This window comes from Saccharopolyspora sp. NPDC049426, assembly GCF_040676935.1.
Lineage (GTDB): Bacteria > Actinomycetota > Actinomycetes > Mycobacteriales > Pseudonocardiaceae > Saccharopolyspora.
On record NZ_JBFAPZ010000002.1, the window covers coordinates 361644 to 376142 of the forward strand.

Annotated in this window: 17 protein-coding genes; 9 read left to right on the plus strand and 8 right to left on the minus strand. The window is 72.0% G+C overall.

Annotation, left to right across the window (positions count from 1 at the left end; translation table 11 throughout):
* Positions 1-5 precede the first annotated feature (5 nt).
* The 5 genes from AB0J78_RS04875 to AB0J78_RS04895 all read left to right on the plus strand — a co-directional run bounded on the left by AB0J78_RS04875 (position 6) and on the right by AB0J78_RS04895 (position 3519).
* Positions 6-767 carry a 5-oxoprolinase subunit PxpA gene (locus tag AB0J78_RS04875; RefSeq protein WP_363787041.1) on the plus strand — a complete coding sequence of 254 codons (762 nt, stop codon included), beginning with the start codon at positions 6-8 and terminating at the stop codon, positions 765-767.
* Complete coding sequence (pxpB, locus tag AB0J78_RS04880) at positions 767-1378, plus strand: 5-oxoprolinase subunit PxpB (RefSeq protein ID WP_363787044.1); 612 nt, start codon at positions 767-769, stop codon at positions 1376-1378. Before AB0J78_RS04875 ends, pxpB begins: the two co-directional genes overlap by 1 nt.
* Positions 1375-2226, plus strand: a complete 852-nt coding sequence (locus tag AB0J78_RS04885; RefSeq protein WP_363787046.1) for a biotin-dependent carboxyltransferase family protein — start codon at positions 1375-1377, stop codon at positions 2224-2226. The genes pxpB and AB0J78_RS04885 overlap by 4 nt, the downstream gene beginning before the upstream one ends.
* Before the next feature lie 10 nt (positions 2227-2236).
* Positions 2237-3013 carry a putative hydro-lyase gene (locus AB0J78_RS04890; RefSeq protein ID WP_363787048.1) on the plus strand — a complete coding sequence of 259 codons (777 nt, stop codon included), beginning with the start codon at positions 2237-2239 and terminating at the stop codon, positions 3011-3013.
* 83 nt (positions 3014-3096) lie between these two features.
* A complete protein-coding gene (locus AB0J78_RS04895; RefSeq protein WP_363787050.1) occupies positions 3097-3519 on the plus strand; it encodes an acyl-CoA thioesterase in 423 nt (140 codons plus the stop codon).
* Positions 3520-3524: 5 nt separating this feature from the next.
* On the opposite strand, the gene AB0J78_RS04900 is transcribed toward AB0J78_RS04895, so the two are convergent.
* Positions 3525-3698, minus strand: coding sequence for a hypothetical protein (locus AB0J78_RS04900; protein ID WP_363787052.1), 174 nt, complete (start codon positions 3696-3698; stop codon positions 3525-3527).
* 96 nt (positions 3699-3794) lie between these two features.
* Positions 3795-5219 carry a cytochrome P450 gene (locus tag AB0J78_RS04905; protein WP_363787054.1) on the minus strand — a complete coding sequence of 475 codons (1425 nt, stop codon included), beginning with the start codon at positions 5217-5219 and terminating at the stop codon, positions 3795-3797.
* A gap of 122 nt (positions 5220-5341) precedes the next feature.
* On the opposite strand from AB0J78_RS04905, the gene AB0J78_RS04910 reads away from it, so the two are divergent.
* Together AB0J78_RS04910 and AB0J78_RS04915 are read left to right on the plus strand one after the other, a co-directional pair.
* Positions 5342-6529, plus strand: a complete 1188-nt coding sequence (locus AB0J78_RS04910; RefSeq protein ID WP_363787056.1) for a histidine kinase — start codon at positions 5342-5344, stop codon at positions 6527-6529.
* Positions 6526-7170, plus strand: a complete 645-nt coding sequence (locus AB0J78_RS04915) for a response regulator transcription factor (protein WP_363787058.1) — start codon at positions 6526-6528, stop codon at positions 7168-7170. The genes AB0J78_RS04910 and AB0J78_RS04915 overlap by 4 nt, the downstream gene beginning before the upstream one ends.
* 186 nt (positions 7171-7356) lie before the next feature.
* Here the strand turns inward: AB0J78_RS04915 and bioD are convergent, their stop codons facing one another.
* Genes bioD through bioB form a run of 4 tightly spaced genes read right to left on the minus strand, consistent with a single transcriptional unit; the run spans position 7357 to position 11454 of the window.
* Positions 7357-8013, minus strand: coding sequence for a dethiobiotin synthase (bioD, locus tag AB0J78_RS04920; RefSeq protein WP_363787060.1), 657 nt, complete (start codon positions 8011-8013; stop codon positions 7357-7359).
* Positions 8010-9140, minus strand: a complete 1131-nt coding sequence (locus AB0J78_RS04925) for an 8-amino-7-oxononanoate synthase (RefSeq protein ID WP_363787062.1) — start codon at positions 9138-9140, stop codon at positions 8010-8012. The genes bioD and AB0J78_RS04925 overlap by 4 nt, the downstream gene beginning before the upstream one ends.
* Entirely contained in the window at positions 9137-10396 is a 1260-nt protein-coding gene (locus AB0J78_RS04930; protein ID WP_363787064.1) for an adenosylmethionine--8-amino-7-oxononanoate transaminase, read from the minus strand. Before AB0J78_RS04930 ends, AB0J78_RS04925 begins: the two co-directional genes overlap by 4 nt.
* Entirely contained in the window at positions 10396-11454 is a 1059-nt protein-coding gene (gene bioB / locus AB0J78_RS04935; protein WP_363787066.1) for a biotin synthase BioB, read from the minus strand. The genes AB0J78_RS04930 and bioB overlap by 1 nt, the downstream gene beginning before the upstream one ends.
* 92 nt (positions 11455-11546) lie before the next feature.
* Here bioB and AB0J78_RS04940 point away from each other — a divergent pair, with 92 nt between their 5' ends.
* Entirely contained in the window at positions 11547-12104 is a 558-nt protein-coding gene (locus AB0J78_RS04940) for a TetR/AcrR family transcriptional regulator C-terminal domain-containing protein (protein WP_363787068.1), read from the plus strand.
* Between the two features lie 27 nt (positions 12105-12131).
* A complete protein-coding gene (locus AB0J78_RS04945) occupies positions 12132-12788 on the plus strand; it encodes a maleylpyruvate isomerase N-terminal domain-containing protein (protein WP_363787070.1) in 657 nt (218 codons plus the stop codon).
* Positions 12789-12804: 16 nt separating this feature from the next.
* Here AB0J78_RS04945 and AB0J78_RS04950 read toward each other — a convergent pair whose 3' ends face one another.
* Both AB0J78_RS04950 and AB0J78_RS04955 read right to left on the minus strand, forming a co-directional pair.
* Entirely contained in the window at positions 12805-13416 is a 612-nt protein-coding gene (locus tag AB0J78_RS04950; protein ID WP_363787072.1) for a dihydrofolate reductase family protein, read from the minus strand.
* 65 nt (positions 13417-13481) lie between these two features.
* On the minus strand, positions 13482-14357 hold the full coding sequence (locus AB0J78_RS04955) for a MurR/RpiR family transcriptional regulator (RefSeq protein ID WP_363787074.1): 876 nt from the start codon (positions 14355-14357) through the stop codon (positions 13482-13484).
* Between the last annotated feature and the right edge of the window lie 142 nt (positions 14358-14499).

The following is a 14499-nucleotide window of genomic DNA, read 5'->3' on the forward strand; positions in this document are numbered from 1 at the left end:
CGACGATGGATCTCAACGCTGACCTGGCAGAAGGTTTCGGCCGCTGGGAACTCGGCGACGACGAAGCGCTGCTGGGCGTGGTCACCAGCGCCAACGTGGCCTGCGGCTTCCACGCCGGAGACTCCGTGGTGATCCGCGCCGCGGTGACCCGCGCCGCTGAGCGGGGCGTGGCGGTCGGCGCGCAGGTCGGCTACCGGGACCTGGCCGGGTTCGGCCGCCGGTTCATCGACGTGCCACCGCGCGAGCTGACCGACGACGTGATCTACCAGATAGGAGCGCTGGCCGGGTTCGCCCGCGTGGCAGGCACCGAGGTCGGCTACGTCAAGCCGCACGGCGCGCTCTACAACGCGATCGTGCACCACGCCGAGCAGGCCGCAGCCGTGGTCGAAGCGGTCCGCTCCTACGACCCGGGGCTGGCCGTGCTCGGCATTCCCGGCTCGGAGTGGCTCGCCCAGGCCGAGCAGGCCGGGTTGCGGACCTTCCGCGAAGCCTTCGCCGACCGCGCCTACACGCCCGAGGGCACCCTCGTGTCGCGGCGCGAACCCGGCGCGGTGCTGCACGACCCTGAGGACATCGCCCAGCGCTGCCTGAAACTCGCCGCGGGCGAACCGATCCGGGCCGTCGACGGCAGCGAGATCCAGGTCCGCGCCGACTCCATCTGCGTGCACGGCGACAGCCCCGGAGCGGTCGCCATCGCCCAGGCCGTGCGCGACCGGCTCAGCGGCGCCGGTGTGGTGCTGCGGCCGTTCGTGGTGGGAGGGAGCTGATGCGCTTCCTGCCCTGCGCCGACTCGGGACTGCTGATCGAACTGGCCGATCTGCAGGAGGTGCACGCGCTGTACGCGGCGCTCGCCGACGCACCGCCCGAAGGCGTCATCGACCTCGTTCCGGCGGCGAGAACGCTGCTGCTGCAACTGGATCCGCAGCGGTCCGACGTCAAGGCGATCGAGGCCGCGGTGCGGGCCGTCGAACCGCGCGGCGGATTGCGCGAGGAGAGCGAGCAGCTGGAGGTGCCGGTGGTCTACGACGGCGCCGACCTCGCCGAGGTGGCCCGGCTGACCGGACTCACCGAGCGCGAGGTCGTCGACAAGCACACCGGAGCGGCGTGGAAGGTCGCCTTCGGCGGATTCGCACCGGGTTTCGGCTACCTCAGCGGCGGTCCGCAAGACCTCGTGGTGCCGCGCCGGTCCGAGTCGCGCACCGCCGTTCCCGCCGGAGCCGTGGGGCTGGCGGGCGCGTTCAGCGGCATCTACCCGCGGGAGTCGCCCGGCGGCTGGCAGCTCATCGGGCACACCGACCTGCAGATTTTCAGCATCGACCGCGATCCGCCCGCGCTGCTGCGCCCGGGTGTGCGAGTGCGGTTCCGGGAGATCGGATGACACTGGAAGTCCTGGCCACCGGCCCGCTCGCCACCGTTCAAGACCTCGGCAGACCGGGCCTGGCGGGGATCGGCGTGGGCACCTCCGGTGCCGCCGACGCCGCCTCGCTGCGGCTGGCGAACCGACTGGTGGGCAACGAGGAGAACAGCGCCGCCATCGAGGTCACCTTCGGCGGACTCGCCGTGCGCCCCACCCGCGACGTGACCGTGGCGCTCACCGGAGCACCGTGCCCGATCGCGGTCGACGGTCGAGGCGCCGCCGCGAACGCGGTGCTGCGCGTGCCCGCCGGGGCCGAGCTGCGGCTCGGCGTCCCGGAGATCGGGTTGCGCAGCTACCTCGCGGTGCGCGGCGGCATCGACGTCCCACCGGTGCTGGGCTCGCGCTCCACCGACGTGCTCTCCGGCCTCGGCCCCGACCAGCTCCGGCCCGGCGCCGCGCTGCCGATCGGTGCGCCGCCGTCGCGGTTCCCGGTCGTGGACATCGCGCCCGTCGCCGGTCCCGCCGAGGAGGTCGTGCTGCGGGTCCAACCGGGTCCGCGCGCCGACTGGTTCACCGACGAGGCGCTGGAATCGCTGATCAGCGCGCCGTACGAGGTCACAGCCGAGAGCAACCGGGTCGGCATGCGCCTCGACGGACCGGTGTTGGAGCGCAGCCGGACCGAGGAACTGCCCAGCGAAGGCATGGTCGCCGGCGCGCTGCAGGTGCCGCCGCTGGGCACCCCGACGCTGTTCCTGGCCGACCACCCCGTGACCGGCGGATACCCGGTCATCGGCGTGGTGCTGGCCGCCGACGTGGCCAAGGCCGCGCAGGCGCGACCCGGCCAGCACGTCCACTTCCGCTGCATCTGAGGAGGCCACGATGTCGAAGGACATGTCACCCGAGCAGGCTCGGGAATCGTTCCGCGGTGGGCTGCGCGTGCCGACCTCGGGATTCAGCGCCGGTTGGACGCAGGCGAACCTGATCTCGCTGCCGCGCGAGCACGCCTACGACTTCCTGCTGTTCGCCCAGCGCAACCCCAAGTCGTGCCCGGTGCTGGACGTGACCGAGCCGGGTGAGACCAGCGCATCGATCTTCCGGGGCGATCTGCGCACCGACCTGCCCGCCTACACCGTCTACCGCGACGGCGAACTGGTGGAGGAGCGCGCCGAGGTCGTCGACCTGTGGCGGGAGGACCTGGTCAGCTTCCTCGTGGGGTGCAGCTTCACCTTTGAGGCCGCGCTGCTGGAGGCCGGCGTCCCGGTCCGCCACATCGAGGTCGGCAGCAACGTGCCGATGTACCGGACCTCCCGGCAGTGCCGACCGGCCGGAGGACTGTCCGGGCCGCTGGTGGTGTCGATGCGTCCCGTCCCCGCTGAACAGGTCGCCACCGCCGTGCGGGTGACCTCCCGCTACCCGGCGGTGCACGGCGCCCCGGTGCACGTCGGTTCTCCGGAAGCCCTGGGCATCACCGACCTCGACGCACCCGACTTCGGCGAGGCCGTGGAGGTCCGCCCCGGTGAGGTCCCGGTCTTCTGGGCCTGCGGGGTCACGCCGCAGGCCGCGGTGATGCAGTCCAAGCCGCCGTTCGCCATCGGCCACGCCCCCGGCCACATGGCCATCACCGACGCCCGCGACAGCGACTACCAGGTTCCGTAACCCCGGCGGTGGGGCCGTGGGCGGCCTGCGATCCTCGTCATGATTGCGACACCGACGCGGTGACCTCTGCTTACCGTGGGCTCGTGACTTTTCGCATTCCGCTCCAGGTCCGCAGCTACGAGCTCGATGCGCTCGGCCACGTCAACCACGCCGTGTACCACCAGTACGGAGAAGTGGCGCGGGTCGCCGGGTTCCAGGCGGCCGGGGTCGACTGGGACGGGCTGGTCGCCCAGAAGCTGTCGCCGGTGCTGCTGAGCACCACGGTGAACTTCCGGCGCGAGCTGCGCGCCAACGAGCACATCGAGGCGTCCTGCGAGGCGAAGTTCGGCTCCGGGAAGTCCTTCCACCTCGACACGGTGATCACCAAGGCCGACGGCACGATCTCCGCCGACGTCACCTGCGTGCTGGGCCTGATGGACCTCGAAGCGCGCAAGCTCGTCGCCGACCCCAGGGGCGCGCTCGAAGCGGTCGGCTTCGACGCCGAGGCGCTCGCCCCGGGGGCCTGAGCGGTTCAGCGCTCGGTGTTCGCCGAAGTGCGCCGACCGGGCAGTTCGAAGGCCAGGATCCGGCGGGCTGCGGCCGCGGCATCGCGGTCGAGCCGCCGCCAGTCGTCGTAGGGTTCGGCCTGCGCCCGCAGCGGGGCGAGGTTCTTCAGCAGGATTCGGGTGTTCGTCTCAGCGCTCATCGTTCGGCTTCCCGTCAACGGGGTGTCTCCCCACTGGAGTTGATCGCCGAGCGACGGTCCGGAATTAGCCGGAAGTAGCGCAGACCACGTCCGAGGTCACCGCATCACCGAGCCGATCTCCACCGCGCCGCCCCGCCCGGGGATCATCGTGACGTTGCGGTGCACCGGGCGCTCCGGCGCCGAATCGATCGCGCTCAGGTCGGTGCGACGGGCGATCTCCCTGGTGAGGATGCGCATCTCCTCCATCGCCAGAGTCGCGCCGAGGCAGCGCCGGTCACCGCCGCCGAACGGAATCCACGTGTTGGAGCCGGGTTTCACGCCGACGAACCGGTCCGGGTCGAACCGGAACGGGTCGGCGTAGAGGTCTTCGCGGTGGTGCAGCGAGAGAACTCCGATCAGCACCCGCGACCGCTCCGGCACGACCCGGTCGCCGAACCGCCAGTGGGACATGACCCGCCTGCCCAGCATCGGGATCACCGGGCGCACCCGCATCGCCTCGTGGATCGTCGCGTCGACGTAGCCGCCGTCGTCCTCGGCGCGGGCCGCGTCGCGGAGCGTGCCGTAGGACTCGGGGTGCCGCACCAGCCGCTCGAACGCCCAGCCGATGGAGTTCGCGGTCGTCTCGTGCCCGGCCAGCACCAGCGTCAGCAGCTCGTTGCGCAGCTCGCCGTCGGTGAGCCCGGTGCCCTCGTCGTCGCGTGCGTCGAGCAGCAGCGACAGGATGTCGTGCCGTTCGCCGGGCACGTGCGCGGCGCGGCGCTCGGCGATCACCGCCAGCATCGCGCGGTCGAGGTGCGCCAGCCCCCACTTCTGCACGCCCACCGGCTCCGAGCTGCGCATCGACACCAGCTCGCTGACCCGCGCCAGCGGGCTCACCGACAGCGCCAGCATCTGCCGCAGCCGCCTGCGCAGGAGTTGCTCGGACTCGCCGGAGCGGTAGTCGATGCCGAACACCCCGGACATGATCACGTCGAGGGTGACCTGCTGGGCCGAGTCGGCGAGCCGGATCCGGGCGCCGGGCTGCCAGCCGTCGATCTCGCGGGTCGTGGCGTCGAGGATCTGCTCGCGGTAGCGGGCGATCGCCTTGCCGTGGAACGGCGGCATCAGCAGCTTGCGCTGCCTGCGGTGCCGGTCGCCGGTCGCGGTCAGCACCGACTCGCCGACGATGGGCCGCAGCTGCGATTGCCCGGCGGTGGACGGCGCCAGGGCCGGTCCGGCGGTGAACAGCGACTTCACGTGGTCGGGGTGCGAGGTGATGGTCAGCGGCCGCTTCTCCAGCAGCGTGTTGACGCGGAAGACGTCCCCGTGGAGCCGGGTTCCCTCGAACAGCACGCGCCCCTGGTCGCGGCCCAACCGCAGGGTCTGCAGCAGCGGTCCGGAACCGTGCAGCGGTGGCAGGTCGCCCAGCGCGTCGGCCGGTCCGGCGGGCGACGGTGCGAGCTCCCCGGACCCGGTCGGTGTCGCGGACTCCCACCAGCGGCGGCGGTGCTCGCTGGGGGACGTGGCGGTCGAGGTCGTCATGACCGCAACGCTATCGGCGAGTGACCGCGCCCACATCGTGCTGCGGGCCCGGTTCCGCCTCCTACCTGAGGAGGAGTCCGCGATGATTCCGGTGCGCCGGGCGGCGTTCTAGGCTGGCCCGGATGAAGGGTCTGATCCGCTACGTGCACGGCCGAGCCGCGGCGCTGCCGTTCGGCTACCCACCCGCGGTGGTGCTGCCCGGCCACGCGTGCCTGGTGGTGGTGTCGGCGGTCGCGGTGGTGCAGCGGCTGGCGGCCGACATCGTGGACTGGACGCTCGTCGGCGGCCTGCTCGCGATCGTGCCGGTGGTGTACCTGCTGGTCGGAACACCGATCCCGGACTCGGGGCGGCCGGTCGGCGTGGCAGGGTGCGCTTTGCTGGGCACCTCGATCCTGCTGGTGCACCCGGTGCCCAACGACCTCGCGCCGCTGATCCTGGTCGTGATGCTCGCCGAGTGCGCGGCCGTCACCTCGGCGCGGGTGAGCCTGACGGTCACCGCCCTGGCCGCGCTGGTCCCGGCCGCTGCGTCGGCCGTCGGACACCTCGGCTACGGCCTGCCGTTCTCCCTGGTCACGGTCGCGCTCGGCTGGGCCACCGGTTTCATCATCAGGACCCAGCTGCGGTCGTTCGAGCGGGAACGCCAGGTGCAGGCCGAGCGGGCGGTGCAGGCCGCCGACGACGAGCGCCGCCGCATCGCCCGCGAGGTGCACGACGTCGTCGCCCACTCGCTGAGCATCACCCTGTTGCACCTCACCGGTGCCAGGCGGGCGTTGCAGGAGGACCGCGACGTCGACGACGCCGTCGACGCGCTCACCGACGCCGAACGGCTCGGCAGGCAGGCGATCGCCGACATCCGCCGCACGGTCGGGCTCCTGGACGCCGAACCGTCCAAGGTCCGCCCGGAACCGGGCATCGACGACATCGCCGATCTCGTCTCCGACGTCGTCAGGGCCGGTGTCCCGGTGACCTACAGGCTGGACGGCGACGCCCGATCGGTCTCCGCCGCAACGGGTCTCGCCCTCTACCGGATCGCCCGCGAGTCGCTGGCCAACGTCGTCAAGCACTCCCCGGGAACCACCGCGCTGGTGCGGCTGGTCATCGACGACGGCGTGGTGCTGACTGTCTGCAACGCGCTGCCGAGCGCGGTCGGCGCGGCCGAACCCGGGAACGGCATCGCGGGCATGCGGCAGCGCGCCGAACTGCTGGGCGGGCGCCTGCGAGCCGGGCCCGCCGGCGATGAATGGGTGGTGCGCGCGGAGTTCTCACCTGAACCGCACGACCTGCTGCCGACACCGGGGGAGGCCCGATGATCAAGGTTCTGCTCGTCGACGACCAGGAGCTGGTGCGCTCGGGATTGCGGCGGATCCTGCGACGCAAGGACGGTTTCGCCGTCGTCGGGGAGTGCGCGGACGGTGAGGAGGTGACCTCGGCGGTCGCCGCCGAACGGCCCGACGTGGTCGTGATGGACCTGCGGATGAAGCACGTCGACGGCATCGAGGCCACCCGCAGGTTGCAGGCGGCCGACGACGCTCCACCGGTGCTGGTGCTGACCACCTTCGACGACGACCAGCTGCTCTCCGGCGCGCTGCGCGCGGGCGCGAGCGGCTTCTTGCTCAAGGATTCCCCGGCCGAGGACGTCATCCGCGCGGTCCGGTCGCTGGCGGCGGGGGAGGCGTGCCTGGACCCGGCCGTCACCGGGCGCGTGCTCACCGCCTACCGCTCGTCGTCCCCGGTCCCGGAGGTCGCCGTCGACGAGCTCACCTCCCGCGAGCACGACGTCCTGGTGCTCATCGGACGCGGCCTGTCCAACTCCGAGATCGCCGCGGAACTGGGCATTTCCGAGGTGACGGTGAAGAGCCACGTCGGCCGCATCTTCGTCAAGCTCGACCTGCGGGACCGCGCGGCCGCCATCGTCTACGCCTTCGACCACCGCATCGTCACACCGAGGTAGCGCTGCCCGGCGGGCCACCCTTCCAGCAGCCGCGGCCGGGTGGCCGCACCCGGGGCTGCGCCGGACATCGGGCGAGTCCCGGCACCACCCCGAGGCACCCCGGGTGCGGGTGACCACACCGTGGCGACAGCCGGTCGCGGCGTGCAAGGGGTTTTCGACGGGAGGACAACCCGCTGCGCACACCCGTCAGCGCGTTCGGAACCAGGACGCCGCGCGGCCGCGGAACTCGCGGGGCCCGAGCGCGCCCGCCCCTTCGGGCAGCGCCGCGAGCACGGGCACGCCGGTGAGGCGGGGGAGCTCGGTGAGGTTGCACCGCTCGGCCAGGCCCGGATCGTCCGGCACGGCGCCGAGGACCAGGCCGGCCGGTTCCAGGCCGCGAGAGCGCAGCGCCTCGACGGTGAGCTCGGTGTGGTTGAGCGTGCCCAGACCGACCCGGGTGACGACGTGGACCCGGACCTCGTGGTCGCGGGCGAGGTCGGCGGCGAGGTCGGGCAGGGTGCCGCCGGTGGTGTCGAGGCGGACCAGGGCCCCGCCCGCGCCCTCCACGATCACCGTGCCGTGTTCTCCGGCGAGCTCGCGGACGCGGGCCGCGTGGTCGCCGATCGCCGGGATGCCGACCTCGCGCAGGCGGGCGGCGGTGTCCGGGGCGAGCGGGTCCGGGAGGTGGGTGAACTGCGCGACCTCGCAGCCCGCCAGGCGGCGGACGACCTCGACATCGGGTTCGTCGGTGCCGGTCTGGGTCGGTTTGGCCACCACCACGTCGGGTCCGAAGTGGACGGCCAACGCCGCCGTGGCCACGGTCTTGCCGACCCCGGTGTCGGTTCCGGTGACGAAGACGATCACGGTAGCCCTCCGTGCTGCTCGATGACGCGCGTCAGCGCCTCGACCGCGTGCTCCCAGCCGTCATCGGGGATCCCGGCCTGGGTGGTGATCCGCAACCGCGACACGCCGTCGGGCACCGACGGCGGCCGGAAGCAGCCGACCCGCACCCCGGCGTCGAGCGCTGCGGCCTGTGCCGCGAGCGCCACCTGCGGAGACGGCATCGGCACCGACAGCACCGCACCCGCCGACCGGCTCACCGCGAGGCGATCGGCGAGCTCGGAGGCCCGCCGGTGGATGCGGTGCGGGAGCTCGGGCCGGTCGCGCAGCAGGCGCAGCGCGGCCAGCGCTCCCGCGACGGGCGCGGGGGCCAGCGCGGTGTCGAAGATGAACGGCCGGGCGCGGTTGACGAGGTGATCGATCAACGCCTCCGACCCCAGCACCGCGCCGCCCATCGCGCCGAGGGACTTCGACAACGTCGCCGTCATGACCACCTGCGGCGCCTCGCCCAGACCGGCCACCAGGCCGCGGCCGCCATCGCCCACGACACCCAGTCCGTGCGCTTCGTCGACCAGCAGCAACGCGTCCCGTTCGGCGCAGATCTCGGCCAGCTCGGGCAGCGGTGCCGCGTCGCCGAGCACCGAGAAGACCGACTCGGTCAGCACCAGCGCCCGCCGCCGACCGGCCTGGTCCAGCGCCGCCCGCACCGCGTCGACTTCGTTGTGCGGCACCACCTCGATCGTCGCCCGGGACAACCGGGCCGCGTCGATGAGCGACGCGTGCACGTGCGCGTCCGAGACGATCAGCGCGTCGCGGTCGGCCAGCGCGGTCACCGCGGACAGGTTCGCGTGGTAGCCGCTGGACATCACCAGCGCGGACCGCCGGCCCGTAAAATCGGCGAGCTCGGCCTCCAGCTCGCCGTGCGCCGTCGTGGTGCCGGTGACCAGCCGGGAGGCACCCGACCCAGCGCCCCACGCCAGCGCCGCGTCGGCGCTGGCCCGGCGCGCCTCGGAATGCGTGCTCAAGCCCAGGTAGTCGTTGCTCGCGAGGTCGATGACGTCCTCGTCCACCGAGCGCGCCCGCAGCGCCCGCTGCAGACCAGCCCGCTCGCGAGTCTCCCGCTGCTCGGCCAGCCACCCGTCCCAGCTCATCCGGCCTTCACCGCCGCGGCGATGCCGGCGCACAGCGTCGCCACGTCCTCGTCGGTGCACACGTACGGCGGCATCGTGTAGATCAGGTCCCGGAACGGGCGCAGCCACGCGCCCTCGGAGAGCGCGGCCTCGGTCGCCGCGGCCACGTCGACGGGGCGATCCAGCCGCACCACGCCGACGGCACCGAGCACCCGCACCTCGGCGGCGTCGATGTCGTGCAGCGCCTGCAAACCGCGGTTGATCCGCCGCACGTCGTGCACCCACCCGCCGGTGGCGAGCAGGTCGAGGCTGGCGGAGGCGACCGCGCAGGCCAGCGGATTGCCCATGAACGTCGGACCGTGCATGAGCACACCCGAATCGCTGCCGGAGATGCCGTGAGCCACCTCGCTGGTGCACAGCGTCGCCGCCAGCGTCAGGTACCCGCCGGTCAGCGCCTTGCCCAGGCACAGCACGTCCGGGCTGACACCGCCCGCTTCGGACGCGAAAAGCGTTCCGGTGCGCCCGAAACCGGTGGCGATCTCGTCGAAGACGAGCACCAGCCCGTGCTCGTCGGCGACCTCCCGGAACACCCGCAGGCATTCGGCGGGGTAGGGGTGCATCCCGCCCGCGCCCTGCAGCAGCGGCTCCACGATCAGCCCTGCCAGGGTGCCCGCGTGCTCGGCCGCGAGCGCGCGGAAACTCGACGCCCACTCGGCGACGTCACCGCCGATCCCCGGCGGTCGTTCGCCGAAGACCTGCTCGGGCAGCACCATCGACCACATCGCGTGCATGCCGCCGTCGGGATCGCACACGCTCATGCAGTCGAACGTGTCGCCGTGGTACCCGCCGCGCACCGTGAGGAACCGCGTCCGCTCGGGCCGCCCGACGCCGCGCTGGTGCTGCAGCGCCATCTTCATCGCGACCTCGACGCTCACCGATCCGGAGTCGGCGAGGAAGACCCGGTCGAGCCCGTCGGGTGTGAGCTCGACCAGACGCCTGGCCAGTTCGACCGCCGGCTCGTGGGTGAGGCCGCCGAACATCACGTGCGAGAACCGTTCCGCCTGCTCCCGCAGCGCCTCGTCGAGCACCGGGTGCCGGTAGCCGTGGATCGCCGACCACCACGACGCCATCCCGTCGACCACCTCACCGACGCCGTCGAGGGTGATCCGGCTGCCCGAAGCACCGGTCACCAGCCGCGTCGGCGCGGGATCGAGCATCGAGGTGTAGGGGTGCCACAGGTGCTCGCGGTCGAAGGCGAGCAGGTCCGCCGCGCCCATCACGCGTTGGGCAGGACGTCGGTGCCCGCGCCCCGGCGCCGGATTGCCGGATCGACGGGCCGCTGCGCGATCTCCTCGTCGGAGCCCAGCACGACGAAGCCGTTGTCGCGGATCATCGCGATGTCCGCATCGGCCTCCTGACCCTCGGAGGTGAGGTAGTCGCCGAGGAAGATCGAGTTGGCGACGTGCAGCGCGAGCGGCTGAACCGAGCGCAGGTGCATCTCGCGGCCACCGGCGATCCGGACCTCCCGGTCCGGGCACACGAACCGCGCCATCGCCAGGATCTTCACGCAGCGGGTGGGGGAGAGCTCCCAGGTGTTCTCGAACGGGGTGCCGTCGAAGGGCATCAGGAAGTTCACCGGGATCGAGTCGGATTCGAGCTCCTTGAGCGCGAACAGCGCCTCGACCAGCTGCTCATCGGTTTCGCCCAGTCCCGCGATCAGGCCCGAGCACGGCGACAGCCCCGCGGCCTTCGCCTTGCCCACGGTGTCGATGCGGTCGGCGTAGGTGTGGGTCTGGACGATGGTGTCGTGGTGGCTCTCGGCCGTGTTGATGTTGTGGTTGTAGGCGTCCACCCCGGCGTCCTTGAGCCGCTCGGCCTGGCCGTCGGACAGCAGCCCCAGGCAGGCGCACACCTCGACGTCCGGGTGCTCGGATTTGAGCGCACCGACCATGTCGGTGACCTTGTCGATGTCGCGGTTCGACGGGCCGCGGCCGGAGGAGACCATGCACACCCGGCTGGCCCCGCCCTGGAGACCGGCTCCCGCCTGCCGCAGCGTTTCGTCCTTGGACAGCCACGAGTACTTCAGGATCGGTGCGTTCGAGCCGAGGGCCTGCGAGCAGTAGTTGCAGTTCTCCGGGCACAGACCCGACTTCAGGTTCACCAGGTAGTTGACCTTCACGGTGTTGCCGAAGTGCGCCCGCCGCAGCCTGCCGGCCGCCGCCACGACGGACATCAGGTCGGCGTCGTCGGCGCGCAGGACGGCGAGCGCGTCGTCGGCGGTGGCCGGAGTTCCGGCCAGGACCGCGTCGGCGAGCTGATCGAAGGTGGTGCCCATGGGGTCCTCTCCCGAAGTCGACCTGAACAGTGTTCACCTGAACGGCGTTCAGGCTAGACTGGGGGCACCGACCGGTCAACTGGAGGTTTCGAGTGCGCTACCACCGCAGCGATGTCGTGGCTCGGGCCATCGAGGTCCTCGACGAGTACGGGCTGGAATCGCTCACCATGCGCCGGCTCGCCTCCGAGCTCGGCGTGCAGCCCAGCGCTCTCTACCACCACGTCCCCAACAAGCAGTCCCTGCTGGCGGCCGTCGCCGACGAGATCCTCCAGCGCGGCGGCAGGCCACGGCGCGCCGAGCGCTGGGACCGGCGGGCGATCGAGATCTGCGCCGAACTGCGCGACGCGATGCTCGCCTACCGGGACGGCGCCGAGGTCGTCGTCACCGCGCACACCTTCGGGCTCGGCGCCCGCGAGCCCGCGACCGCGCTGCGCTCGGCGCTCGGCGACGGAGGACTGCCCGGCGATCTGGTGGACGTGGGCACCCGCGCGATCCTGCACCTGGTCTTCGGCCACACGGTCGAGGAGCAGACCGCGATGCAGGCGGCCAGCGCCGGCGCCATCGACCGGCACCCCGATGGCGCAGCTGATTTCGAACAGGGCCTGCAGCTGCTGCTCGACGGGCTCCGCGCCCGGGTTTCGGCGGGCTGAAGCAGGTCAGGCCGCTACGGTGGCGGGATGGAGCTCTTCACCGCCTCGTGGGCGTCGTTGCGCTCGGCCGTGGCGGATCTCGCCGACGACGACTTGCTGCAGCCCTCCGGGTGCCGGGGCTGGCTGGTGCGAGACCTGGTGTGCCACCTGATCATCGATGCGCAGGACGTCCTGATCACGCTCGCGACACCGGCGGAGACCGAGCCGACCCGCGATGCGATCACCTACTGGGAGATCGCGAGCGAGCCGCCGATCGGCGACGATCCGCTGGACGCGCTTACGGTGCGGCTGGCCGCCGCCTACGAGGAGCCGCGGCTGCTGAAGTTCCACCTCGACGACCTCGGCTCGGCGGCAGGGCGCGCCGCGCGGATCGCCGACCCGCTGGCCAGGGTCGCCACGAAGGGCCAGGTCCTCACCGTCGCTGACTACCTCGACGCCTACGTCGTGGAGTGGACCCTGCACCACCTGGACCTGGTCGCCCGCCTCCCGCACGTGCCCGGACCGGCGCCGGAATCAGCGGCTGCGTCGAGGGCGGTGCTGGAGCGGATCGCAGGAACGTCGTTTCCCGAGTCGTTCTCCGACGTCGACGCACTGCTGGTGGGCACCGGCAGGCGCAGCCCGACGGAGGCCGAGCAGGCCGAACTCGACCTGCTCGGGCTCTCCCTTCCCTTCGTGCTCGTTTAGGTGCGGGACTCGGCTCCTAGTCCTCGACCGTCCCGTACCGGGGGCGGCCCGCGGTCCGGTAGGTCTGGATCACCACGCCCTGCGGCGTGGTCCGGTTCGCCGCGAGTTCGAGCGCGGTGTCGAGCCCCCGGTCGGCGAACAGCCGCATCCCCTGGCCGACGATCACCGGGAAGGTGATCAGGTTGAGCTCGTCGACCAGGTCGTTGTCCAGCAGGAAGCGCACCAGGGTGGCACTGCCGTGGACCTGCAGCTCCTCGCCGGGCCGGGCCTTGAGCTCGCGCACCGCCGCCGCGACGTCTCCGCTGAGCACCGTCGTGCGGGCCCAGCTCGGGTCCGTCAGGGTCGTGGAGGCGACGTACTTCGGCAGGGCGTTGAGCGGGTTGGCTATCGGGTTGTCGGGGTCGTCGACCTTCGGCCAGTAGGCGGCGAAGATGTCGTAGGTCCGCCGCCCGAGCAGGAAGGCGTCGACCCGCCCGAACATCGCGTCCATGAACTGCCCGACCTCGTCGTCGAACAGCGGCGCGAGCCAGCCGCCGCGTTCGAAACCGCCGCTGCGGTCCTCGTCCGGGCCGCCAGGGCCCTGCATCACTCCGTCGACCGAGAGGAACGTGCTCACCGTCAGCTTCATCGTCCTGGTCCTTTCCAGTGGTCGTCACCAGATGGACTGCTCGCGGCCGGGAAACTCATCGGTGGTCAGTCGCGGCGCGGCTGTCGGTGCAGGAGCCTGAACCGCGACCACTGCGCCTCGGCCGCCTCGATGGAGCGCCGGGTGCGCTCCGGATCCACTGTGGAGAGCTGGGCGGCGATCGCCTGCGCGACCGCGAGTCCTGGTGCCAGGGAGGGGAAGAAGGCGACGCCCTCGGCGGGGATCAGCACGATCCGCTCGGAGGCGGCGGCCAGGGCGGGACTGGCCGCATCGGTGAGGGCGAAGACCCGCGCGTCTCGGTCGTGGGCTTCCTCGGCCGCGGTCACCGTGCTCTGGTAGAGCCGCCAGAAGCTGATCGCGATGAGCACGTCGCCCGGTTCGATCCGGGAGATCGCGTTGGCCAGCTCGGCGTCGTCGTGCACCACGGTCGCCTCGTAGCCGGCCAGCTGCACGTTGTGGCCGAGCGCGGAACCCACCGAGAAGTAGCTCCCGTTGGCCACGATCACGGTTCGCCGTGACTGCGCGATCGCCTCGGCGATGGTGCGCAGCAGCTGCTCGTCCAGGCGGCGGTTGAGCACCGCCAGCGAGTCCAGATCGCGGCGCAGCGAGGCCCCGCCGAGCTCGCCCTCGGTCTGCTGCGCGGCGGCCACTTCCGGAGCGCTGAGCGAGGACAGGTAGCGGGCCCGCAGCTCTTGCTGCAGGTCGGACCAGCCGCTGAAGCCCAGGGTCTGGGCGGTCCTGCTGACCGTGGCGACGTTGACGCCGGCGAGTTCTGCGGCCTCCGCTGCCGAGCTGTAGGACACCCGCCGGGGCTGGGTGAGCAGCACCTGCAGAACCGACGCGCCCTTGCTGCGCAACCCGCGTTCGGGAACGCGCCCGCGCAACCAGCTCTCGAACCCGTCGGGCTCGGCATCGGTGGTCAATCGGGCTCCCCTCGTCGACGCACAGCTTAACGAGCTCAAAACGCAACAGGTATTGCAGTTTGCAATTACTGCACTATATGTTGCTGGACACTTCGCTCGGTACTGCGACTCACCCGGACGCACCCCTCACCTGGAGGCAACC